General features: G+C 56.9%; 11 protein-coding genes and 1 other RNA gene. 7 read left to right on the top strand and 5 right to left on the bottom strand.

Annotation, left to right across the window (positions count from 1 at the left end):
* Nucleotides 1-8 precede the first annotated feature (8 nt).
* Both M3089_RS08185 and M3089_RS08190 read right to left on the bottom strand, forming a co-directional pair.
* A complete protein-coding gene (locus tag M3089_RS08185) occupies nucleotides 9-1,094 on the bottom strand; it encodes a chain-length determining protein (RefSeq protein WP_249083244.1) in 1,086 nt (361 codons plus the stop codon).
* Nucleotides 1,095-1,193: 99 nt separating this feature from the next.
* On the bottom strand, nucleotides 1,194-3,731 hold the full coding sequence (locus M3089_RS08190) for an SLBB domain-containing protein (protein ID WP_249083247.1): 2,538 nt from the start codon (nucleotides 3,729-3,731) through the stop codon (nucleotides 1,194-1,196).
* Nucleotides 3,732-3,904: 173 nt separating this feature from the next.
* Here M3089_RS08190 and ssrA point away from each other — a divergent pair.
* The 7 genes from ssrA (at nucleotide 3,905) to M3089_RS08225 (ending at nucleotide 9,641) form a co-directional block, all read left to right on the top strand.
* Nucleotides 3,905-4,306: a transfer-messenger RNA gene (ssrA, locus tag M3089_RS08195) on the top strand.
* Nucleotides 4,307-4,752: 446 nt separating this feature from the next.
* The gene (locus M3089_RS08200; protein WP_205109387.1) at nucleotides 4,753-4,926 is read left to right on the top strand and encodes a Sec-independent protein translocase subunit TatA/TatB; all 174 of its coding nucleotides are present in this window, start codon (nucleotides 4,753-4,755) and stop codon (nucleotides 4,924-4,926) included.
* 13 nt (nucleotides 4,927-4,939) lie between these two features.
* A complete protein-coding gene (gene tatC / locus M3089_RS08205) occupies nucleotides 4,940-5,782 on the top strand; it encodes a twin-arginine translocase subunit TatC (RefSeq protein ID WP_249083249.1) in 843 nt (280 codons plus the stop codon).
* 3 nt (nucleotides 5,783-5,785) lie between these two features.
* Nucleotides 5,786-7,291, top strand: a complete 1,506-nt coding sequence (locus M3089_RS08210) for a 4Fe-4S binding protein (RefSeq protein WP_249083250.1) — start codon at nucleotides 5,786-5,788, stop codon at nucleotides 7,289-7,291.
* A 25-nt stretch (nucleotides 7,292-7,316) separates the two neighbouring features.
* On the top strand, nucleotides 7,317-8,726 hold the full coding sequence (locus M3089_RS08215; protein WP_249083252.1) for an aldo/keto reductase: 1,410 nt from the start codon (nucleotides 7,317-7,319) through the stop codon (nucleotides 8,724-8,726).
* On the top strand, nucleotides 8,713-9,135 hold the full coding sequence (locus M3089_RS08220) for a DUF1893 domain-containing protein (RefSeq protein ID WP_249083254.1): 423 nt from the start codon (nucleotides 8,713-8,715) through the stop codon (nucleotides 9,133-9,135). The genes M3089_RS08215 and M3089_RS08220 overlap by 14 nt, the downstream gene beginning before the upstream one ends.
* On the top strand, nucleotides 9,132-9,641 hold the full coding sequence (locus tag M3089_RS08225) for an ECF transporter S component (protein WP_205109397.1): 510 nt from the start codon (nucleotides 9,132-9,134) through the stop codon (nucleotides 9,639-9,641). The genes M3089_RS08220 and M3089_RS08225 overlap by 4 nt, the downstream gene beginning before the upstream one ends.
* 641 nt (nucleotides 9,642-10,282) lie before the next feature.
* Here the strand turns inward: M3089_RS08225 and M3089_RS08230 are convergent.
* The 3 genes from M3089_RS08230 to M3089_RS08240 form a co-directional block, all read right to left on the bottom strand.
* A complete protein-coding gene (locus M3089_RS08230) occupies nucleotides 10,283-10,474 on the bottom strand; it encodes a hypothetical protein (RefSeq protein ID WP_249083256.1) in 192 nt (63 codons plus the stop codon).
* A 946-nt stretch (nucleotides 10,475-11,420) separates the two neighbouring features.
* Nucleotides 11,421-19,595, bottom strand: coding sequence for an InlB B-repeat-containing protein (locus M3089_RS08235; protein ID WP_249083258.1), 8,175 nt, complete (start codon nucleotides 19,593-19,595; stop codon nucleotides 11,421-11,423).
* A 288-nt stretch (nucleotides 19,596-19,883) separates the two neighbouring features.
* A complete protein-coding gene (locus tag M3089_RS08240; protein WP_249083260.1) occupies nucleotides 19,884-23,603 on the bottom strand; it encodes an InlB B-repeat-containing protein in 3,720 nt (1,239 codons plus the stop codon).
* Between the last annotated feature and the right edge of the window lie 15 nt (nucleotides 23,604-23,618).

Here is a 23,618-nt window from a genome sequence, read left to right on the forward strand (position 1 = left end):
TGTTTGCTCTATCCTTGTGCGTTCTTGTTTTTCAGCTGATTGATGAAGTCGTCCTTAAGAATATAGATGATGGTTCCGACGAAAGTAACAAACATCATTGCAAATACAAACAGCATTCTTTTGGGCCCGGCAGGCTTATGTGGCACCGACGAGCCCTGCAGTATGGTGAATGCCGGTGTGCGTTCTTGCACTTTGGCCTTGGCCATCTGCATCTGCGTGTTCATTGTCGTGTATGTGTTATACTTTATTTGCATGTCATTTTCAAGGTCTTCTTCCTTCGACTTGTAACTGGCCAGCGACAGGTTTGTGTTAGAGTCTGCAAAGTCTGAATACTTCTTGCGGGCATCTTCATATTCCTTCTTGGCTTCGTTGGTCAGCTTTGTGTAATAATCAAGGTCGGTCTTGGCTTTCCTTGTCCTGTATTCTATTATGAAGTCCTGCAATTTCACGCGTGCCGTGTCGGCCATAGTGGCGCATATCAGCTTGTCTTGGTCTTGTACGGTTATTGTTATCACATCCGTTTTTTTGTCCACAGAGCATGTTATATTCTTCCTGATCATGTCCACAATCGAGTTTTGTTTCTTTGTCAGGCAGAATTGGTCGACAGTGCCATTTGCCTTGCCTGCCAGTCCGTCGGTATTGTCGTCGTCGGGGAACATTTCGGCCAGCATGCCCTTGAGCCATACGAACGGGACGCTGTAGATTGATATCTTCTGGTGGTCTTTGAGGTATGTGTAATAATCCGTGGTCAGGTCGCCGTCTTCGTTTTTTACTTTGACATTGAACAGTCCCACGATGAAATTCGACGACTCCATCACGTCGGGATACAACGTCGGGTAGATGGCGTCAGACGACACCATGTTGCCCAGGTTCAATCCGAAAGACGATGCCAGCGAGCTTAGTGACCCACCGCTCGGGGCGCTTTCCATCTCGGGGGCCAGTGTTACAGAAGTGGTGTAGTATCGTGGTTGTGGCAATATCCAGATGCATGACAGACAAAAAGCCCATGCCAATGTCTTTACGAACAGCCTTTTTTTGCTGAAGAGCTTTTTTATTATCACCCTCAGGTCTATTGTTTCCTTGTCATTTGTCATATTGTTCTTTATTTAGGCGTGATACAGTCGGATGTGTGCACGGCGGCATGGCGCATTCCGCTGTCGTTGCGCCATAGCCGCATCATGCGCATCATTATCCTAATTCTTTATCAAGTTGGCTATTGTTGCTATCATCGTTGCCACAGATGCTGTGCCCGAACCGATGGCCACCATTTCTGCCACGGTGAGCTTCTTTGCCTCGGGTTTGCTGGGCACCACTATCTCACAGCCGGGCATTGGCTTGTTTTTCCGGCTTGCCTTGGCTATCGTACCATTCATGTATATGATGTATGTCTGGCTTTTCTTGGCATTGTTGCCCCATCCACCGGCTTGGTCGATGTAGTACTTTAGGTTTTCGCCATCGCGGAAGGCAACCGTATTCGGATACATCACGTCGCCGCTTATCTTCACCGTCCCCGAGTATTCAGGCACAATGATGCGGTCGCCTTCGCGCAAAACGATATCGTAATTGCTTCCCGGATGCTCCATTGCCATGTCGAGGTTGATGCCGACAGCATAGGTCTCTCCCAAGTCAAGCTTTTTTGTATCGATGGTGTCACCCTTGCCGCTTTGCGCCCGTGCCATCTTGATAACGTTCTCCATCCTCATGCGTTCCTCTGGCGTGATGGTTCGCACCAGGCGCGCCCCTTCCGGGTATGCCGTGTTGGTTAGTCCGCCGGCCTGCTTGATCACTTCGCTCAGGCGTTGGCTTTTCTTTGCCAGCGTATATGTTCCGCTGTACAGCACTTCGCCTTCAATCGATACGTTCTTCTGTTCGGTGTAGCCGGGTATGGCGCGAACGTACACCTCGTCGAAGGGCTGTAGCACAAATCCGGGCTCACCGTCAATCACGAAGCCGTCTTTCAGAGAGAAGGAGAATGTGCGGGCTATGGTGTCCGACACGCTGGTGGCCTTGGGGTTGAATATCCGGCGCGACACGTCGACTTTCATTACCGAAGCCGTGTTCTTCAGTCCTCCGGCTTGCAGAACGAAATCCTCAAGGGTTTCGTTGTCGGCATACTGGTAAGTGCCGGGGTACATGACCTCACCGTGTATTGTGATTATCCTTTCCTCCTGCAGTTCTTTCTTGCTCGGTATGTACAGCACATCCTCGTTTCTCAGGGGGATGTCGGGCTCTTTGCCGGCCATGATTCCAGCCACGTCAACCGACAGCACTTCGAGCGTCCGGTCGGGTTTCATGCGGTGCATGACGGCGCGGGCTGTGAATGCGTCCTCGGTCACGCCTTCGGCATGCTCAATGAGCGAGCGCACCGTGGAAATGCCGCCACCCACCTGATACATGCCCGGGCGGAACACAGCTCCTTTTATCTCTACCATGTTCGAGTATCGGGGTATGACGGAGTCTACATTCACAGAGTCTTCGTCATTCATCTTGAACGAGTTTATGTCAAATTCGTCAACATCGTATATCGAGTATTTCTGCCCTGCCTTGCGTATCACCTTTACAGATTTCCTGTATGCGTTGCCGGTGAAGCCGCCTGCATACTTTAAAAGCGAGCCCAGGCTCTCGTTCTTTTTCATTTCATAAAACATTGGGCGCTTCACTTTGCCGGCTATGTTGACCAGGCAGTCGTAAGGCCCTACCACGATGACATCGTTGTCAGTCAGGCGTATGTTTCCGTTCAGCTTGCCGTTGAGAATGTAGTCGTAGATGTCAACCACGGAGACAAGCCTGTTGTGCCTGTATACTTTTATGTTGCGCAGCGTGCCGATGTCGTTTATTCCGCCCGCCATATACAGTGCATGGAAGACGGTGGCAAAGGCCGAGACGGTGTATGTGCCCGGGGTTTCAACCTCGCCCATCACGTTGATTGTTATGGTTCTTGTCTGCCCGACGGTGAGCGTTATCCGAGAGCTGCTGTATCTTGTGCCTAACGTAGAGCGCAACCGTGCATTTGCTTCTGCCACGGTCAGTCCGCTCACGCTCACGGGCCCGTAGCCCTCTATGGTCACAGTGCCGTCGGGAGACACCGTGCTCTCTATGGTGCCCTGCGAAGCTCCGTAAATGTCGATGAACACAGCGTCGCCCGGGCCGAGCCTGTAGTCTTGGGGCGTGGCAATGTTCATGTTGGGTTCAAACGTCAGGTTGTTGTTGTTGAATATGTCGTGACCGAATATTTTGCGTTTGTTCTTGTCTTCCCTGTCTCTCATCATCTGCTCGAGGTACATCTGGTCGTATATCTCCGTCGAGTCAGGCATGAAAGAGCTCAGTTCTTTGTGCATCAGAAGATACTCCGGGTCGTTGCTGTCATACGTGTTCTTGACGGGCTCTTTGATGTTTCCGTCTTTTATCCTGTATTGTGAAACGTTGGCACTCTGCTTCTTGTTTCCGTTGTTCTTGCGCAGCCTGTCGGTGTTTTTGCCTGTCGTGGTTATGTCTTTTACGCCCAAGCCTTGGTTGTTCATCTGGCGCTCATATTTGTCTTTGACGCTCCTTATCTGGTCTATGGTTACGCCTCGTTGCATCAGTTTGGTGACAATTTGCGACTGTGATGTCCCTTTTTGCTGCTCTTCGATGACATACTCCATTATCTGTTGGTCGGTCATTGATGATTGCGCAATGGCGGCCGTCATCGAGACCACCAGCATAAATATGGAAACGAGGTACCTTTTCATTTTTTTTTGAGTGTGATAAATGCCTTTTTACGTGTAATTCCTTCTTTAAATAAACACCATTTTCTGAAAATTATTGCAAAGGTACGCAATTTTTCTGTCTTCTTATGTCGTATTTCACAGAAAATATATATCTTTGCATTGTTTTCGGAGGAAAACAAGTAACATATCATCATGGGCTTGACTGGATTTGACAGCGGGTTGAGATGGTACGTAAGCATGCGGAGTGACGACTGTATACTCCATAATCCATTCGGTCAAAAATTTATCTGGCGAAAACAACTACGCTCTCGCTGCCTAATCGAAGCATAGTAGATTACTGGCTTTATCCCGCCACCAGGTGGCGGGACGAGACATCGCTCAAAGGCTGTTGTTCCGAAGCTCTTTGGTCAAGCGGTGCGGTTTTATCGGGAATAGTCGTGCTATAGCCCCGGCGGCACGATGAAACAACAGGGGATAAGGTGCTGGTTGGTGGTCCGGGTCTTGCCATCACACGAAAACCAAAGTCCGGAATAAGCATGTAGAAAGCGTATGGTTTCCCTGTTTGGACGAGGGTTCGACTCCCTCCAGGTCCACAAAGGAAGTACGCGTACTTCCTTTTTTTTATGCCTGTTGCTCCCGTTTCGCTTTCATAGCTTCAGGCCTTGGCCGGTGCTGTTTGTGTGGCCTTTTGCCGGTTGTGGGCTGCACGGGCATGGTGCTTACGTGCATTTTAGGAGCTGTGGCGGGCGTGTTGCCACCATATTTATTATGGTTTGATTAACGGGTTGGTGACGGGCAGCCTGCATGGTATGGCTTTACGAAGGTGGCAATGTATGGTCAGCCAATGCCGGTATTTGTCGTTCGGAGAGTGAGGTGGATTCTCTTTTGCAGGCCGTTTTTTATATCCCGCAAGTCAGAAACACAGTCATAAACACGTTTAAAATGTAAAAATGGTAGCTTTTTCTGTGGATTTATTATAGCAGAATTGCCTTTTTATTAATAATTTTGCACCGAGAACTAAACCCAATAAACAAATAGCTTTATGTTAGGAACACCAGAAATCATTCTTATCGTGTTAGTGGTATTGCTGCTTTTTGGCGGCAAGAAGATTCCCGAACTGATGAAGGGGCTCGGCAAAGGAGTCAAGAGTTTCAAAGACGGGGTGAACGGAATAGCCGACGACCCGGCCAAGCCTGAGCCGGGCAATGACAAATAGGTGGCCCGGGGAGATGGCAACAGAAGGTAAGCATAGGTCTGGCAGCGGGCATACAGACGGCGCGGAGCTCACTTTTTGGGAGCATCTCGACGTGCTTCGTGGCAGTCTTATCCGCATGATTGTGGCTGCTATAGTGGCCGCGGTGTTGGCCTTTTGCCTGAAGGAACCCTTGTTCAGCGTGGTGCTGGCACCCGCCGACGGGTCGTTTTTCATTTACAGGTTGCTTGGCGGCGAGCCGTTCAGGCTGCACCTTATCAACACCGGGCTTACCGAGCAGTTTATGATTCACATGAAAGTGGCGCTCATGGGCGGCGTGCTCATAGCCTCGCCATATTTGCTCTACGTGCTCTTTCGCTTCGTTTCGCCCGCATTGTATGAGAATGAGCGGCGCGTGTCGGTTCGTCTGGTGGTTGCGGCATACATCATGTTCATGGTTGGCGTGGCAGCCAACTACATGCTCATCTTTCCGCTTACGGTGCGTTTCCTTGGCACATACCAGGTGAGTCCGGGCATAGACAACATGCTGACCGTCGGTTCTTACATCGATACGTTGCTGATGATGAGCCTTGTCTTTGGCATTGTCTTCGAGATACCTGTAGTCAGTTGGATGCTGGCGCGGTTCGGCATGTTGCGTGCCCGTTGGATGAGGCGTTTCCGGCGCCACGCTGTGGTGGCCATACTGGTTGTCTCGGCGGTGATAACCCCCACGGCCGATGTATTTACACTTGTCATCGTGGCCCTGCCTATATGGCTGCTCTACGAGTTGAGCATCGTTGTGGTTCGCTCGGCCGAGCTGTCCTCGTCGGCAGACGATGCTGAAGAATTGGATTCAACACAAAAACCAATACAAATATAAACAATGCTAAGAAAAATAAGAACCGTTTTGGAAGCGGTGATGTTCATGCTCGTCACCCTGCTGTTTGTCGACGTTTCCGGCGTGCTGCACCATTGGCTGTCGTGGCTTGCCGAGATACAGTTGTGGCCGGCATTGCTGGCGCTCAACGCCGGGGTGATAGTGGCGTTGGTGGTCGTGACCCTTGTCTTCGGGCGCATATACTGCTCTGTCATTTGCCCGTTGGGCATCATGCAGGATGCAGTATCCCATGTCCGCTCGAGGCATAAGAGAAACCGTTTCCGCTACGCGCCCGAGAAGAAAGCGTGGCGCTACGGCTTCCTGGCTGTCTTCCTTGTGGCTTTTGCCGCAGGCATAGGCTCGTTGGTTGCCTTGCTTGCCCCTTACAGCTCGTATGGGCGTATGGCCGAAAACCTGCTCCGCCCGCTGTGGGGCCTGGGCAACAATTTGCTGGCCGCCATCGCCGAGCGCCTTGACAGCTATGCCTTCTATTCGGTAGATGTGTGGGTCAAGAGCCTGCCCACGTTCATCATCGCCGCCGTCTCGTTTGTTGTCATTGGCTTTCTGGCATGGCGTGGCGGGCGCACCTACTGCAATACGGTTTGCCCTGTGGGCACGATGCTCAGTTTCCTGGCACGGTTCTCATGGCTGAAGGTGCACATAGATACCGGCAAGTGCAATGCTTGCGGCCTCTGTGCACGCAACTGCAAGGCATCGTGCATCGACTCAAAGAACCACCGCATAGACTATTCGCGCTGCGTGGTTTGCGGCGACTGCATCGACAAGTGCCACCAGCACGCCATCACATTCCGCCACGGGCGTCCGCAGCTGGCTGCCTCCGTGGCAGGCACAGGCGCCGGACACATCGACCAGGCTGTGGTCGATTCGGCACGGCGTTCGTTTCTTCTTGGCGTGGCCATGGCCACAACTTCTGCCGCTTTGGCCCAGGAGAAAAAGAAAGTAGACGGCGGACTGGCTGTCATTGAAGACAAGGTGGCCCCCGAAAGGGCCACGCCCATAATCCCTCCCGGCTCGCTGTCGGCCCAGAACATGGCCCGCCGCTGCACCGGGTGCCAGCTTTGCGTTTCGCAATGCCCCAACGGCGTGTTGCGTCCGTCTATCGGGCTTCTGTCAATGATGCAGCCCACGGTGTCTTACGAGCGCGGCTACTGCCGCCCGGAGTGCACGCGCTGTTCGGAGGTATGCCCCACAGGGGCCATCCGGCCTATAACCAAAGCCGAGAAATCGTCGGTCCAGATAGGCCACGCGGTGTGGGTACGCAAGAACTGCGTGCCGCTTACCGACGGCGTGGAGTGCGGCAACTGCGCCCGCCATTGCCCGGCCGGCGCCATCACCATGGTAAGCTCCGACCCGGCCAACCCTGCGGCCCCGAAGATTCCGGCCGTCAACGAAGCCCGTTGCATAGGCTGCGGTGCTTGTGAGAATTTGTGTCCGGCCCGTCCTTTCAGTGCCATTTATGTTGAAGGGCACGAACAACACAGGGTGATTTGATAAGAACCAAAACAAAGGCTAAGATATGGAAAAGAATATAAGCAGGCGTTCGTTCCTTAAGGTGTTGGGCGGCAGTGCCGTGGCATCGGCACCTTTGCTTGCCGGATGCAAAGGCGCCGGCAAGGATGAGTCAGCTTCGCAGCAGGAGCCGCCAAAGGGCAAGATGACCTACCGTACAAACCACAACAACGGCGACAAGGTGTCTATACTGGGCTATGGCATGATGCGCTTGCCTGTGGTGGGCAAGGGGTCGGCCCGCGAGCAGGCCGACGAGGCCATCGACCAGGAGATGGTAAACCGCGAGGTGGATTATGCCATAGAGCATGGTGTCAATTATTTCGACACGTCACCTGCATATTGCCAGGGGCTGTCGGAGCGGGCCACAGGCATCGCGCTGAAGCGCCACGACCGCTCAAAATATTTCGTTGCCACCAAGATGTCTAACTTCTCGCCCGACACATGGACACGCCAGGCGTCTCAGCAGATGTTTGAGAACTCGCTGAAGGAGCTGCAGGTCGACTATGTCGACTATCTGTTGCTTCACGGCATAGGCATGGGCAACGACGCCTTGGCCGAGTTCAACTCACGGTATATGGACAACGGCATACTCGACTGGCTTGTCGAGCAGAAGGCCAAGGGGCGCATACGCAACCTGGGATTCTCTTATCACGGCGACATAAAGATTTACGACATGTTGCTCAAGTGGCACGACGAGGGGCGCTATCACTGGGATTTCGTGCAGATAGAGCTGAATTACCTCGACTGGAACTATGCCGACGAGATAAACCCGCGCAACACCGACGCCGTTTATCTGTATGGCGAGCTTACCAAGAGAAACATTCCGGCGGTGATCATGGAACCGTTGCTGGGCGGCAGGCTGGTCAATGTGCCCGACTTTGTGGCTGCCAAGATGAAGGAGCGCGAGCCTGAGCGCAGCGTGGCCAGTTGGGCACTGCGCTTTGCCGGCACCCCCGAGGGAGTGCTCACCGTGCTCAGTGGCATGACATATATGGAGCACCTGAAAGACAACCTGCTCTCTACCACTCCGCTCAAGCCGCTGACAAAGGAAGAGAACGCGTTTCTAATGGAGATTGCCGACGACATATACAACCTCAAGACCATACCGTGCAACGAGTGCAACTACTGCATGCCTTGCCCTTATGGCATAGACATACCGGGGGTGCTGTCGCATTACAACAAGTGCATTGCCGACGGCAACATGCCAAACCGAGGCTCGATGGACCCCGATTACCGACGTGCGCGCCGGGCCTTCCTCGTTGGCTACGACCGCTCGGTGCCCCGCTTGAGGCAGGCCGCACATTGCATTGGCTGCGGCCAGTGTGTGGGCCACTGCCCGCAGCGCATCGACATACCGAAGGAAATGCAGCGCATCGACAAATTCGTGGAGGACTTGAAGCAACATGAACCAGCTTAAGCAATATCTCGACGACGGGCAGTGCCGCGGGGTGGCGCGCTCGGCAGGGGGCGAGACTGTGGTGTTTCGCCGCCGTGGGGTTATCGACTTGTTCGAGCTTTCCACCGCCCGGCCCGACTTTCTCTGTGGGGCCTCGGTGGCCGACAAGGTGGTGGGGCGCGGCGCGGCCCTGCTCTTTGTCCGTGGCGGGGTCGGTCGGCTCCACGCCCGCATCATCAGCAGCGGCGCTCTCGATGTGTTGAGGCGCGGCGGTGTGGAGGTGAGCTTTGATGCCGAAGTGCCCAACATCATCAACCGCACAGGCACTGACATCTGCCCCGTCGAGCGGCTTACGGCCTGCACCGAGAGCCCCGACGAGGCTTATCTGCTTATCAAGAATTTTATTGAAAACCAAAAACAAAAGTTATGAACATTGCAAGAACAACATCTGTCAGGTCGCTGTCATACGGCGACATCCGCACCTACGTTTGGTCGGCGGCTTTCGTGGCGTGCAACATCGTGCTGCCGCAGCTGTGCCATTTGGTGCCCGGTGGGGGATTGACGTGGCTCCCCATCTATTTCTTCACACTCGTGGCAGCCTACAAGTTTGGCTTTGCCGCCGGACTGCTCACGGCACTGCTCTCGCCGTTGGCCAACAACCTGATGTTCGGCATGCCGCCTGCGCCAATGCTCCCCATCATCCTTTCCAAGTCGGTATTGCTGGCAGCGGCAGCCGCTTTCTTTGCCCGCAAGGCCGGGCGCGTGGCTCTCTGGGCTGTGGCAGCCTCGGTGGTGGCCTACCAGGCCGTTGGCACCATGGTGGAGTGGGGCATGAGCGGTTCGCTCTCTGTGGCCCTGCAAGACATAATGATAGGCTGGCCCGGCATACTCATGCAGGTGTTCGGTGGCTATCTGGCCATGAGGCTCATACGCTGAGCGGCCTCACGCCAGCAGGCAAACATGCCATTATCGGCCATCTGCCCCACGTTTTATCATCCTGTTGCCGTGCACGTTGCTTGTCGCCTTTGGCTTAGGCGCAGAGGGCTGTGCCGGGACAATGCGGCCGTAATGATGCGGCGCGGATGGCGCAAGGGCTTGTTGGGCATGGCATATACATGTAAACAATCATCCTCCGGCCTGATGGCCTATTGTGAAAACAGTCTGCACGAATGCCTTTCGGCGTTGGTGCAGACTTGTTTTTTGCCTGTCGGCGCGGCTGTTTGCCTGTTTGTTGTAACTCGTTGATATACAGTATGTTTGTGAAACATGCCGTTTTGCATCATGAAAACGGCCGTTTCGGCGCGCAAAACGGCATGTCTTGGCACGCAAAACGCCACTTGTTGCAAACCGATAAGGCAAGCCCTGTCGGGGCATGGCTGCCACAGGGCAACACCGTTTTAACTTTTCGAACCCGACACCACTGCTGTTTCATGTTTCATTTTCAGTGACGACAGTCTGGGCAGCCTCGTTGTTGGCTGTCACGGCCGGTATGTCCCAATAGAGAAAACGGGGTTGGTGCCCGTTTGGCTTAGGCAGTCAGGCATGATGGCGGGCAACGGCAAGCAGCCTCTGGGGGCCTATTTCTCAATGCGTTTGCTTAGGTTGAGCGATGCCTTGCACAAGCCTATGACGCATATTGTGCATATTGCTTTAATCAGATTGTCGGTATATTCAATGACGACGCCTTTGATTAAGTCGATGATTGAGTAGCTTACGAAAAACAACAACGTAAGTACAAGCGGTTTGAAAAACTTGTTCACTGCTGCCATACGCATGGAATCAAAGTGGAAAATTTAAATTACAGCTCACTTGCGGAGAAGCGATTAAAGCCAAACCATCTGCGATGACATTGGTACTTTTTACGCTGTGTCACCATATAACGACAATTCCAACGCCTTCACGTCAATGCTTTCTTGATTGCAAGTCAGCGTGTTGGCTTCGCAATCCCTTTCGGTAGAGTCTCAATGGTTGTGAGAAGAGGTGATGGTTTGTTGCCAGACAGGTCTGTCGGGGGATAACGCCGTTTGGTCGATATGTGTCTGTATGCAAAGTTGTTTATAAATTCCCATATTTCAGCAACGGTTGATTCGGGGCGCTGTCTTTTTAACAATTATTAGTCGTGACACCGGTTTGGGCCTAAGTAGGTGTTCAAAATTAATTGCCATCAGATTGTGCGCTATTTCGTAGAAGCATGCCAAAGTCCAGAGAGAGTGTGTAGCTGGCTACGCTACCGATGAGACTTTGGCATGCGGCCCGAAAGAGCACACAAGATGGTGGCAAAGATATGGAGGACACCTGCAAGCTTAATTGTATCGGTTAATTTTGAACAGCTGCTTATGGCTTTGGCCAGGCTATGATATTGGCGCATGCCGTTGGTTGCTCGGCTTGAGGGCTTTCGCTGTGCATGGCTCAATATACAGGACTGTTGAAAACAAACCGATGCCAAGCCATTTTATTTGGCAACTGCGGCAACATGCCGCATCCGGGGCGTTTGTAAACGCCATGCAGTCGCAGTGGGCGGCACATACCACAACCGGCCTGCATCAGTATTAAACTGTGCAGGCCGGTTGCCTTGTGTTTTCCGGGGCCCTAAAAGCGTGTTTGCTCCGTTTGTCCATGCCCTCAAACTGCAGTCTCACCCATTGGCTTGCCGCCTGCGTTGGCATCAGTCGGGGTGGCTGTCCGTGCCGGTAGGCGCGGCTTCAACGGTCTTGTTCACCTCACTATATACTTCCGCCCTTCAATGATGTAAACCCCTCGGGGGAGTCGTTTGAGGGTCTCGCGCGTACCTTCGTTGGTCACGAGGGTGCCCGCAATGGTATAAACCTTCAGCTTCAGTCCATCGGCGAGCATTTCGTCGATGCTTAGCCATTCGCCCATGGTGAATGCCAACGGCGACTTGCGGCTTCCGGCCACGTCGTCGGTAAAGGCCAGCGACTCGTCGACGCTGTAGCCATCGCCTGTTGAAGTGTTTTCAACGACAAACGACAAAGGTTCGGGTTCGGCCCCGTTGCCATAGACAGTCAGGCAGTGCCTTCCTCCGACCATGCGGCTCACCCCTCGGCATTCGTTGCCGGCAAAGGCCACAATGCGCCAGTCGTCGCCGTCCAGTACCGCCTCATTGCGGTAGATTATGGCCGTAATGTTCATTGTCGACGGGTATTTGCGCATGTCTATGCGTTCGTCGGCAACCACGGTGGCTGGTGTTGCTGAGAGTCGGCAGGTGTCTATTGCCAGTGCCTTGGCATCTACCGACTTGTATAGATAGCCGTTGCCGGGCACCAGTGTTGCAATGGTGCCGATCCAACGGCCGTCGGCGAACTCGGCGAAACCCTCCTGGGCTGTGATGAAATCGCCCTCGGTGGCATTGGTGATTGCTGCCAGCGGCGACTCTTTGTCGAGCGGACAGGAAATCCAGTTCCATCCGGCCGCAACCGCAATGGGTTGTTCGGCCAGGTCGTGCAGCTTGCCTGAAGCATTGGCCACAAACGGAACGGCAGCTTCTATCTTGTATCCGTGGCCGGGCTCAAGGGCATGCTTTTCCTCGCCGTCGTCGGGGCCGTCGGGTAAAATGCTCTTGCCGTCGTGGCCGAGTATGGTGCTTGCATATTTGAAGTTGCCGGCGTCAATGCTTTCTCCGAGGTATGACGACAGCCAGTTCCAGCCTTCAAACAGCCTGAACGTCTGTCTGTAAGTTGAGCGTTTGAAGTGTGCGGCAATGTCGCTCTTACCGTTCACTTCTACGGTGAGCCTGTCTTTGGCTTCGATTGTGTCGCCGTTGACAGTCCAGCACCACAGCATATAGTCTTCATCGGCCACCGCTTTGAGCTTCAGCGTGTCGCCGTAGTCGTATATGCCGCTGCCGCTGCCCGTCACGCTTCCGCCTTCGTCGGATGCCACGGTCACGTGATATGCGGCGGCTTTGAAGTTGGCCACCACGTCGATGTTGTCGGTTGCAGTATGCTCGATCACAGAGTCTGACGAAACGGTTTCGCCATTCAGCGTCCAGTTGACAAACTTGTAGCCCTGTCCTGGTATGGCCTTCATGGCGACAGTGGTGCCATATCCGGCCTTGCCGCCATTTTCCTGTGTAGCCGTTGCGTTTGCCGCCGCGGTCGCCGGGCTTGTTGTCAGCACTATCTTTCCGGCCCGGGCGGGGCTTACTTCGGTGTCAATGCTCACCAGGCCGTCGCGGAACATAGTCCAGCCAGCCGACTTCCCGGTGGTTCCTTGGTAGCCTTCGGCGTCTGTTATCATCGCCGTTTGCACCGTGAGCATATAGTAACCGTTGCCTGCCACAGCGTTCAGGCGTCCAAGGTTCAGCCTGAACGTCTTGTTGTCTTCGGTCGATATGCCTATCAGTGAGGCGTCGAGGCTTTCGCCCTGCACCGACATGGTGATGTCGTCGGCCGTGAATGTTGACGGGTCAATGTGCTTGTTGAACATGACGTCGATGGTTTCCACCGGCTTGAATGCCACTTCTGTCGGCACGCCTTCTATCGAGGCCACCTCCAGTGGCAGGTCTGCCTGTGGCTCGAAGGTGAGTTCGTAAGTGCAAGGCACGCCGCTGTTGAAGTTGTCGGCAAAGTGTATTCTGTTCTCATACAGCGGTTCCATTCCGTCGCGCAGTGTGCGGTCGGTCTGCCAGAAGTTGCGCAGGCTCATCGGATTGCCGTCGTTCGTGCGTGTCACGCCCCTCAGTCGGGCCCGTCCGTAGGTCGGGTCGACGAGGTTGCCATAGTTCCATCCGCCAGCCGAAGGCGTGACGGCGAGCTCGTAGGTCGTCTCCGACGTCTGCGTAATCGTTGCTCCGGCCGCCGGTTCCACCTGTTCGGTGGTTCCGTCGGTAAGGTATAGCATGTCGGGAGTGTCGTCGGCATCGGCTATGTCGTTGGTCATGAAGCCCGTTATCGTGTCATTTTCCGCGCTGGCGTCGATGCTTCTGATGAGTTCGTGCACAGTCACCTCGTTGAGCAATGACAGGTTGGGGTTGCCGTAGCTGGTCACATGGGTGGCCTTGACGTCGTATTCGGTGAAGTGGCCAAGCAGCGAACTGGTTATCCACCATTGTGCGTAAGCCTGCCCTTTGGCCTTTATCGTGCCGAAGTCGGTGTATGCATCGCCGCCAAGGGCCATCACCTTGTCGGCTCCGTTGAGGCTGCTGCCCGTCAGCTGGAAGTCGATTGCCAGTCCTTTCTCGTTGTCAATTATCTCCGGTTGCTTTGTTACTATGCGCAGGTTTGTGGCGTCTCCGTTGCCCACGTTGTCGATGAGCAGTGCAAACTCAGCCTCTTCGCTCGGCTCGACGGCTTCTGTCAGCGGGTCGTCACCGTAAACGTCGCGCTGCATGAAGTATGTCAGCTTGAGGTCGGGGGTGGGGTTCACCGTCAGCGTTACGGGGTAAATCTCGCGTGTTGCGGTAAGTCCGTTGTATGGATCTGTATACGACAGCGAGCCGCTGAACACGTAGTCGGTGGGTTCCGTCGGCGCCGCGTGCTTGGTGGGGATATACAGTATTGTTGCCTTTCCGGTGGCTCCGGGTGCCAGTTCCCATCCGGCCCCGAGCTCGGCCTTGCCGTTGAAGCCGTCGATAGACTCCAGGCCGACTTGGAATTCGTTGGCTGTTGCAATGTCGCCTTCGGTGTTGTTAACGCGCAAAGTAAGTTTCACGTCTCTCATCGGCGTGTCTTCGTTGCCGTTAAATACCGTGAGTGTGCCTCTGAAAGCCTGCCGGGTGAACGTCATCCGCTGCTCGAACCGGAGCGTGATCGACGAGCATACCGAGCTCGACTCCTCCTCGGTGCGCCCCAGAAACTCATGGCTGGCTTTGAAAAACCTGTCCTGCATCGACTGGAAACCCTCGCCTATGGCCGTTGCCTCACTGTCTTTTATGAGTCTGGCGCTGGCCATCAGCACCTCTGTGTCGGGCGCGTTGCCGTCTGAAGTCCCGTTGAGCCGCTCAACAAGTGCGCGTAGTTGCGCTTCGGTGACCGATTCCGGCTTGTATGGCATGAGCGCTTCGGCATCAAGAGGCTGCCCTTCCACATGTTGGTCTATGGCGTGTTGCCAGAATGCGGCTATGGTAGGGTCGGGGCTTGTGTACCATACAGAATCGCCGAACAGCTCGAGTTTCACGGCTTTCCATGCCTCCAGCTCCTCTCGGAAATCCGCAGCGGCATCGGCAAGGGCGTCAATCCAGCTGTTTCCCGAGGCGTTCCCGTCAGCAGGCTGTGCCGTCGTTGGCAGCCCGCCGTCTTGCCGGCTGCGCTTCGGTCCGCCCTGTTGAGCCTGTCTGGCCTTGCATTTCTTGTACTCGTCGAGGTGCTTGTTGATGTTGTCTATGTTTTCGAGCATGCCTTCCACCGTCTCGATCAAGTCGTCATACTCGCCCGGCGGCGTATTGTAATCCTTGTAAGCACCAGATGCATCGCCAAATCCTTCGATGGCATAATCCCTTATTTTTGCCAGCACGGAGTCGCGCAGAGAGTACGGCCTGTTCTCCGCTTTGGCCCTGGCGCAGTCATACGCGAGTGTGGCCCCGTCGTTGACCCATCCTACAACGGGTATCATGTCAAACAAGTCGTTGAGGTTGTTTTCGAGCAACTCGGCATAACAAGGGTCGCAAATGGTCTTGTCGTTGTTCGACTCCACGGGCCGTGTCGTCTCGACGGCATCTGCGTTGCCTCCTCCCGAGCTGTTCGGGCCGCCCAGGCCTCCCCAGCTTCCGCTGCCGCCAAAGGCTTGCCCGATGGCGTTGAGTATAGCCGACGTGGCGCAAGCCTTCATTGCCATGCGGTGTGCCGACACGTTGTCGTAGAGTTTCGTGCCGCATATTATCTCGTAGTTGGCTTCCATCTGCGCCATGCATCCGTTCATTATCTGCTGTGGCGAAGCCCTTCTCTTGTCACGGGCGCGCTGCCCTCCGTTTGGATACCGTGTGATAAGCACGGGTATCTGTACGCTTTGGTTGGCACCGAGCGGGAACGGGCCCGTGTCGGCGAGGGCTTCAAAGAGCCACTCATCGGTTGGGGCGGGCAAGTTGAACCTTACGTTTTCGGTGCGCACCAGCCCGTGGTTGGTGAGCGTGAAGTATACAAGGCGCTGGTCTCCGGCCGCCATGTTGTCGCCATCGATGCTGTTCGGGCCCTCTATTACCACAACCGGCTTGGGCACGTTGGTCTCAAACTTCACGATGTTCTCAATGATATATTCGTCTTCAATCTCGGTTTCTACAAGCTCGTAGCTCACTTCTATGGCCCTGTAGCTGATGTCTACCACCTTGCGCGTTTCCACTCCGGGGTCTACCATGATGTTGTTTGAGTAGGCGTCGTGCTTGTCTGCGGTCACGCACAGGTTGTAGTAGCCTTCGGGCAACACCTTGGTGAAAATGCCGTCGGTGCCGGTTGTGCCGTTGGCTATGACCGCCCCGGTGTTCACATCCTTTATTACCACCTCGGCGCCGGCCACATGCGGGGCTTCGGCAGTGTTGTAAGTCCATTCGTCGCAGACGTCGACCACAAGCGTGCCCGTGGCTTCCGACACCGGCGTAATGCTGAACGCTACGGGCAGCCCGTCGCCGTTGGCGCAATTGATGCCTATCCGTCCGGTGACGGGCACATTGAGTTGTTGCCCGTCGGTGGGCTCCAGCAGCAGGTGGATTGTGGCCGACTCACCCGGTGCGAGCGCCGGCATCTGCATCGGAGTGGCCGCCGTCATCCATCCGCCAGAAGGCAATGCCAGCGATATGTCGCCTGTATTGCCACTCCCAATGTTGGTTATCGTGACAGGGTAATCGCGCGTCTGACCCTTGGTCATGGTTGTTGTTATCGACTTGGTCGATGCCTGCAGCTTGCCTTTCGGACTGCGGCAATAATAATAAATGGTGGTTTCCAGCGGCTCGCAGTCGGCCGACGACACCCTGATGCCAATCTTTTCCCATTCGTTGCCCTCGCTCACTGCGTTGCCGGTGATGGTGTATCCCAGGCTCATGGTGCCCCCGCCATCTACCGACTCGCCGCATTCGAGCTTCACGTCGCATCCTTCGGGCTTGCCCGTCACCTCGGCCTTCACCCCGGTGAGCGTCGTGCTGCCTGGGTTGTCGATGCCTATCGTGCCGCTGTGAGGTACGCCCAGCGTTACCTCGGCGGTAACGTAGCCGCTTGAAGAAAGGCGCATGCCATTGACGTCGAAGGCGCACTGTGCGTCGGTGAGACCCTCGCCGGGATAGCACGCCCCCACGGAGAAACGACCGGTCTGCAGGTCGAATGGAGTGAACTGCACCGAGAATGTGCCGTCATCGGCTGTAGTGGCGTTGATGGTGTGGCGATAGCCGTTGTTGACGACATACACCTCCACCTGTTTCTGGCCTGTCTTGCCATCCTCGGTGCGTCCGCTTATCACCACCGTTTCGCCCCTTCCGTACACCTTCTTGTCCGTAGACACCGTTGCAGAGAACGGAGCGCACACATTGACTTCGGCCGGTTGCGACGTGTTGTTGGTGTATATGGCTTCGTCGACGGCGCGGTCGGGGTTGGCCACGGCATAAACATTGTGGCGTCCTACGCCATCGGGCAGCCTGACCTTGCGGGTCAGCATGGAATGCCCTCCGGCCTCAATGGGCGACTGCAGATAGGCGCTCAGGGCAGGCGACAGGCCTTCGCCGGCAAAGATGTCTATCCTTGTGTGTACGGGCAAGGGCCTTACGCCAGTGTTGGCAATAGTCAGAGCCACGCTTACGGTGTCGCCGGCCGAAGCCTCTGCGGGGCTTACTTCAATCGCAGTTATCTGTGCGTCGGGCAGTGTGCGGTCGGTTACCACAAACCTCAGCGTTGCGCCCGAGAACCCATCGGCCGAGGCTTGCAGCGCCCCCACAAAGCCGTCGCCGGCCACGGCATTTGCTTCGGCCACGATGTCGAACGTTGCCGAGGCTGCCCCGGCGGGTATTTCGACAGACTTCGGAAACGATATGCCTTCGCTGTGGTCTGATGCCAGCGATACGGTCAGCGGCTTGTCGGTGACGGTGTTGCGGCCCACGGTCACCGCCATCGTGCCCCCTTCGGCCACCACCGAAGCCGAGGCCGACAGCGAGAGGGCCGGGCCGTCGTCGTCGTAGACCGTCAGCGGGGCGGTGGCAACCCCTGCCGACGCCCCGGCCCCTGCGCTGCAGCTGCACGAGGCAATATATACGCCTGCCGAGACGCTGTAGGTGCGTTCGCCGTCGGCATCAGTGTTGTCGATGGGGCCGAGGCATATAGTGGCCTCGGCTTGGCCCGGCTCCATGACCACAGAGCGCCCGGCGTAATACAGCCCACCCTCAGAGTCGTCGGAGAAATGTATGGTCACACGCTTGTCGATGTTGCTCGTGCGGCGCAGTGTGGCCGTGACGGCCAGGGGGCCGTCGGCTTCCGACACTGCCGTCGGTTCCAGTTGCATCTGCAGCATGGGCACATCGTTGTCTATGAGCGTGGTGTTTAGCGTGGCGGCGTCGTAGCCGGCGGCGGCAGCCGTGAACGTTACAACCTGCTCTACGTCGGGTATGTCGTTGTCGATGGCCCCGACCGTTGCCGTGGCGCTTGCCTCACCCTGCTTGATTATTACGGGCGATGGTATGCTGAACATGGCAGGCTTGTCGCATGCAATAATGATTTCGGTGTCTTTTGTCACAGCCTTGGGGGCCGAAACCGTAAGGCTTAGCGTTCCGCCCTCGGTCACATCGGGTGCCGATGCGGCAAGCGTGAGCGCCGGGCGGCGGTCGTCTTCAATGACAATAATGCCGGCCACATCGTCATATCCGTTGCCTCCGGCTGTCAGCCTCACCGTAGAGTCGGCGTCGGCCTTGCCATTGGGCGTGACGGTCACTGTGATGTATGTGCCCGACTGGCCAGCCCTGATGGTGGCCGACGGTGGCACCGACACACGCTCGTCGGCTGTGCAGCCAATGGCGAAAGTCTCTTCGGCCAGCCTGCTGCCCGTGCGCGTCAGCAGCAGACGCAGGCTCCTGGCTGTTTCTTCTGTGCGTATGGTGTCGGGCGAGAGCAGAAGCTTGCGGCTGACGGTGAGCGCCGATGCCGCCGAGGCTTCGTTGTTGGCCAGCATCCACGACGGTTCGCCCGTGTCGGATGCAGGCACGAGCTTCACCCTGACCGTGGCCTCGCCGCTGATGCCCGGCTGCTCGGGTATGCCAATCTCGGCCTGCCGGCTCAGCGTGCCCCCGGCGGCAAGCGTGCCGTCGTAGTAGACCGTGCCGGCAAGCTTTGATTCGCCGCCGGGCGATGCCAGGTATATCTGCTCGCTCCAACCAGCCGTGGTGGCTGCCTGGCCTATGTTCCTGACCCGCCAAGCCACGTTGAGCCTGTCGCCGGGTGACACTGCCGACGCGTCGGCGACAACGGCCGACACCTCGAGGTCGGCAGAGCGGGATATCGTTATGCTGCCCGCGCTGAAGCCGGTGGCCACGTTTGAGCCGTCGCGCGCACTGATGACTACGTCTTCGAGCACAAACCTAAGCTGCGAGTCGTCGCCCAATCTTTCGTCGGCAGTGAGCCCCACAGAGAGCAGACTGCCCGTGCGGCCCTTGAGGGGCTTGTTTGTCGGCGAGAAAACCATGGCCATATACTTGTTGGCTGCCATCTGTTTCATGGTGACAGAATGGCCGTCGGAGCGGTCGGTGAGGGCCGCCGTGGCGGCGTCGAGGCTGATGCCCTCGGGGACGTAGAGCGTAAACTGCACTGCAACCACGTCTTCCGAGTTGTCGAGGTTGACCGGGAGGTCTATCGACCGCCCCTGAGCCACCGACACATCGGGTATGGACAGTGTGTTGCCCTGTGCCAAAGCAGAGAGCACTCCGGCCAGAAGGGCAAATATTGTTAATGCAAAATGTCTTGCCTGCATAATATAAATGGTTTATGTCTGATTGTTTGTTGGTGTGTCCTCAGCCGCTGTTGCGGGGGCGGCTTGGGGCTACTTGTGCCGCAGTATGCGGGCCACTGCTTATGTGCTTGGCTGTCAGCGGGTTGCGAAACGGCCTGTTTGGCATTGCGAAACGACCCGTATTGGCGGCCGGAACGGCATGTATTGGAATGCCATACGGCCCGAACCGCATTTCAGCCCGGCTTTGGCGTGTGCCGGCCTGCATGCTTGGCGTGAGTCGGCATCGTTGGGGCAATCTGTGGGCAAGGTTCACTTGCCGATTACCTTCTTGGCAGACTTGCCTTTCATCAGTATGTTGACGCCCTTACGCATGGTGTCGAGGCGGCGGCCCGACATGTCGAACACGGCCTCCATGCCATCGTCGGTGCCGGGATGGCCCACTGCTGTCGGTTGGCCGTGGCAAACGGTGGCGTCGACGGCATAGGCCCTCTCGTCGGACAGTGTTGCTGACCTCACGTCTACTTTGCCGGTGTAGGTGCCTATCACGGTTGTGCCCTGCGGCAGCGTAGTGCCGTTGAGCGAGTAGCCTACTAGGTTGCTCCCGTCCACGGCCTGTTCCATGCCGTGGCCCGGCAGGGCCCAGCTGACGTTGCCTTCGGCCCTTACGGCCATTGCGGCTATGGGCACCGGCGATTGCAGCACCACAAGCCCGTCATGGACGAAGATACGCGCCTGTGGCCGGTCTCCGTCCGTCGTGGCTGCGGCAGGGGCCCGCCTGGCCTCTGTTGCCGCTGGCTGTTGATGGGCGAGCAGTATGTCTACCGTGCGCACAACGTCTTGTACGTTGATTGTTTCGTCGGCGAATGTGTTGGCGGCCGTGAAGTTGAACGGCCTGCCGCCGTAGTCGTCGAAGGCATAGAGTATGGTGGCCTGCAAGTCGGTGGCTGTCACCCCGTCGATGAAGTCGGCATCGCCCTCCTCGAATGTGAAGGCCGTGAGGCAGCTGCTGAGCTGCACCTCGGGAGCCGCCGCGGGGTAAGACACGTACAGAATGTCGCCGTTGGCGCCCCGGTAGTCGTCACGCCCGGTGGCCGACAGATGGGCCCTGCCGGTTGTCAAGTCAATGTCTATGCCCCAATAGCCGGCGTCGGAGCCGGAGCCATCGCCCGGGCGGCGGTTTTCGAGCCTTACCACCGCCACGTCTTTTTGCCCCTGTGACCTGTGGTCGTAGAGCATCAGCGACGGCATTTGTGCCGCCACGGCGTCGAAGTCGGGTGCCGACATGTCTATCGTCACCGTTGTGCCGCTGTGCTGCCGGGTCAGGTCGAGGGTGGTGATGGTGGCCGGCAGCGGCGGGTTGACATCAGATAGGTTGTTGCTCGAGGCCAGCAGCTCCGTCAGGTTGGGCATGACGGCCGACAGCGCCGACAGCAACCCGATGTTGCCCGTGAAGGCATTGCCCGACATGTCGATGGTGTGCAGCGCCGAACGGAAGCCGGGTTGTTCTGCGGCAATGGTGGTCATGGCCTGCACCATGTCTTTGGCCACGTCGCCCTCAAGGGCGTTGTCGGCCAGCGAGAGCGTCTCGAGGCGCGGCAGGGCGAGGGCGTCGGCAGGGAAGCGCCCGGTGAGCCCCTGTCCCGAAAGGTCTATGCCTACGATGTGGCCGCGGCTAACGTCGACGCCGGCCAGGGTGGCCACGCTGTCAATGCCGCCCGACATGTCCCACGGGGTGGGCCAGCCCCCGGCCACGAGAGCCTCGCGCAGCCGGCAAAGGGTGAGCCATTCAGACTCGTCGAGCGTGGCGCTGCCCGGCTCGACGGTAATGGTCGATGTGAATTGGCAGAACTGCAGCTCGCCCATGCTGCCGCTGACACTGTAGGTTAGCACGGCGTCGACCTCTGCGGTGTTGTCGATGAACATCGTGGGCAGGTTGCCGCTGCCGTCGGTGGCATAGCCGGTGAGTGTCTCCGGTATTGGGGTTGTGGTGAGCTTCCACTCGAAGGTCAGTTCAGGGCTTATCGTGCTGAAGTCAAGTTCCTGTGTGCCGTGGCCCGACTTCACGGTCTGTGAGGCCATGCCACTTATTGCCGAGGGGCAGTAGGCCACGCCGCAGATGGTGGTGGCCACGCCATCGCAGGTGGCCAGCCTGCCTATAGAGTTGTAAAGGTCTATGAGTTCGGGGGTGAGCTCGTCGCCCTCGCGGCCCAGTGCCAGGCCGGGGGCCGATGTCCCGGCTGCTGCCGTGAGGTGCAGGGTGAGCGCCCTCGATTCGAGTTGCGACACCACCTGGGCCAGCAAGCCGAGGTTTGCGTCGGTGATGCCCAGGGTAAACGTTGAGTCGGCGTCTACCTGCACTGTCAGGCTCTCGGTCACCGGCGCCAGGCCTACAAAGGCCAGCAGCGAGTCGGCCGAGGCGAAATGGCGCACGCCGGTGGCGGTTTTCGACAGTATGAATGTGCCGCCTATGGTCCAGTGCTGCCTGTCGTTGATGAGTATGGTGGCCCGGGCAACGTCTTGCCCGTATTCGCCATAGGCCGTAAGGCTCACGTCGTAGTAGCCGTCGGCAGCATAGGTGTGCATAGGGTTGGCGGCAGAGCTCGTGGTGCCGTCGCCGAAGTCCCACTCGTAGCGCACGGCTTTGTCTGACGACTGGTTCAGAAACTGCACCCTGCCCAGTAGCTTGTCGTAGGAGAAGCGTGCGTAGAGCCCGTCTTCAGACAGCTGGCTTACATATATGTAACCGCTGCGCACGGCCACGGCTTCGATGGTGCCGTCGGCATTGTTGACCACACCATGCGTCAGCTTTACCGCATGGTTGCGGTTTGTGGTGGCCGTGTCGGGTATGCTTACCATCACGTCGAACACCTTGCCGTTGGTGCCGCTGAACTCGGTGGTGCCCGTCAGTTCAATGCGGTAAGAGCCGTCGGCCAGTGCCGTCGCCTTGACGTCGTGGCCCGATGCGCGTCCAGACAGTCGCACGTCGGCCGTGTTGACGGTGAATCCGCGGGGGAACGTCATGTCGACCGACATGCCCGTGACGGGTGTGGGGTTTTCAAGGTAGACTGGATAGGCCACTGTTTGGCCCCTGAAAGCGTTTTCTGTCATTCCGTAGATGTTGACGCTGCCGCCCGACTGCCCCGGTTCGCCCGGATTGTCGGGGTTGTAATCGTAGCGGTAATGGGCAATGAGCGTGGCCTCGGAGTCGGGCATGACAAAGTTGAGGCTGCTGTTTGTCGATATGGTGTCGCCGTCGGCAGTCCAGCATACAAACGTGTACCAATCGTTTGCGTAGGCTCGCAGGCTGATGTTGGCGCCGGCCCGGAACCCATTGCCGCTCGACAGGTTGAAGTAACCGCTGCCGTGGGGTTCGGCCACAAGGTTGAGCCTGTGCATCAGCTGCGGTTCAGAGGGCTCGCCGGGATTGTCGGGCGAGTATGTGAAATGGGCCACAAGGTTAGGGTCGCCGGCCTTCATCACATACCTGAATGTGCTTGAGGTAGATATCACCTCGCCGTTTTCCGTCCAATGGTCAAACTTGAAGTCGCTCTTGGCGTAGGCCTGTAGGTTGATTGTGGTTCCGACTTCAAAGCGCGCCCCATTGCCAATGTTCAAGCTGCCGCCGTCGGCCGGGCTTGCCGACAGGCGCAGGGTGGAGTATTCGGGCATGTCGGGCTCTGGCGGTTCTGCCGGGCTCTGAGGGTCGTAGACGTAGCGGGCCACGAGCCTGGCGTCGCGGGCGGGCATGGTGTAGGCAAACGACGCCGACGTGGAGACCACGTAGCCGTCTTCCTCCCATGCCACAAACCTGAAGTTGCTCTTGTTGTAGGCCCTCAGCGAAACCTTCGTGCCTGGCGAATGGCTCGACTTGGAGCCAATGTTGAAACTGCCGCCTTCGGCCGGTATGGCTTGCAGGGTCAGCGTGTGGTTTACGCCTGGCTCCGGGGGGTTGGTGGGGTTGTATTGCCCTTTCATGCCGACACTGGCGAGCAGTGTCAGCATGAAAAGGATTAGTCTGTAACCTCTCATATAGAAAGATATTAT

Origin of the sequence: Marseilla massiliensis (genome assembly GCF_023336985.1) — a bacterium.
GTDB lineage: Bacteria > Bacteroidota > Bacteroidia > Bacteroidales > Bacteroidaceae > Prevotella > Prevotella intestinigallinarum.

Bases quoted from the DNA above. Each gene is read 5' to 3' on its own strand.
- M3089_RS08185 (WP_249083244.1), bottom strand. From the start codon at position 1,094: ATGACAAATGACAAGGAAACAATAGACCTGAGGGTGATAATAAAAAAG.
- M3089_RS08190 (WP_249083247.1), bottom strand. From the start codon at position 3,731: ATGAAAAGGTACCTCGTTTCCATATTTATGCTGGTGGTCTCGATGACG.
- M3089_RS08200 (WP_205109387.1), top strand. From the start codon at position 4,753: ATGTTAGGAACACCAGAAATCATTCTTATCGTGTTAGTGGTATTGCTG.
- tatC (WP_249083249.1), top strand. From the start codon at position 4,940: ATGGCAACAGAAGGTAAGCATAGGTCTGGCAGCGGGCATACAGACGGC.
- M3089_RS08210 (WP_249083250.1), top strand. From the start codon at position 5,786: ATGCTAAGAAAAATAAGAACCGTTTTGGAAGCGGTGATGTTCATGCTC.
- M3089_RS08215 (WP_249083252.1), top strand. From the start codon at position 7,317: ATGGAAAAGAATATAAGCAGGCGTTCGTTCCTTAAGGTGTTGGGCGGC.
- M3089_RS08220 (WP_249083254.1), top strand. From the start codon at position 8,713: ATGAACCAGCTTAAGCAATATCTCGACGACGGGCAGTGCCGCGGGGTG.
- M3089_RS08225 (WP_205109397.1), top strand. From the start codon at position 9,132: ATGAACATTGCAAGAACAACATCTGTCAGGTCGCTGTCATACGGCGAC.
- M3089_RS08230 (WP_249083256.1), bottom strand. From the start codon at position 10,474: ATGGCAGCAGTGAACAAGTTTTTCAAACCGCTTGTACTTACGTTGTTG.
- M3089_RS08235 (WP_249083258.1), bottom strand. From the start codon at position 19,595: ATGCAGGCAAGACATTTTGCATTAACAATATTTGCCCTTCTGGCCGGA.
- M3089_RS08240 (WP_249083260.1), bottom strand. From the start codon at position 23,603: ATGAGAGGTTACAGACTAATCCTTTTCATGCTGACACTGCTCGCCAGT.